A 459-nucleotide genomic window follows, 5' to 3' on the forward strand; every position below is an offset into this window, starting at 1 on the left:
GTGCACGCGTGCGTCTTGACGGTGGCCTCCGAAATGCCCAGCAGGCGACCGACACCCTTGACGGAGTGGCCGCGCGACAGCAGCACGAGCACTTCGTACTGTCGCAGCGAAACATTCAGCCGCTGCGCCGCTTCGGACGCATCCAGCGAGAGCATCGGCATGGCCGCACTGGCCGCACGCGGCATCAGCGCCGGATACGACTGGCCACCGGCCAGCACGAGCCGCAGCATTGCCAGCAAGACTTCCGGCGGTTGCGATTTGGCGCAGTAAGCGTCCACACCGCACGTCATGGCAACGTGCGCCTCGTCGGCAGACAGGCTGGCCGCGAGCAGCACCACCCGGCTGGCCTCGCTGCTGTCGATGGCCTCGCGCAATTGGGCAGCGAGTTGGCCGGCGTCAGTCGGGCCATCGGGCTCGTCCAAACCGATGACGAGCAGGTCGGCGCGCTCATTGCAAGCA

Annotated in this window: 1 protein-coding gene; it reads right to left on the reverse strand. The window is 67.3% G+C overall.

Annotated elements, in window-relative coordinates; translation table 11 throughout:
• The coding region (locus tag KSP9073_RS17240; protein ID WP_133241050.1) for a LuxR C-terminal-related transcriptional regulator at nucleotides 1-459 on the reverse strand (459 nt) is incomplete at both ends.

Origin of the sequence: Kushneria phyllosphaerae, assembly GCF_900312995.1 — a bacterium.
GTDB classification, from domain to species: domain Bacteria; phylum Pseudomonadota; class Gammaproteobacteria; order Pseudomonadales; family Halomonadaceae; genus Kushneria; species Kushneria phyllosphaerae.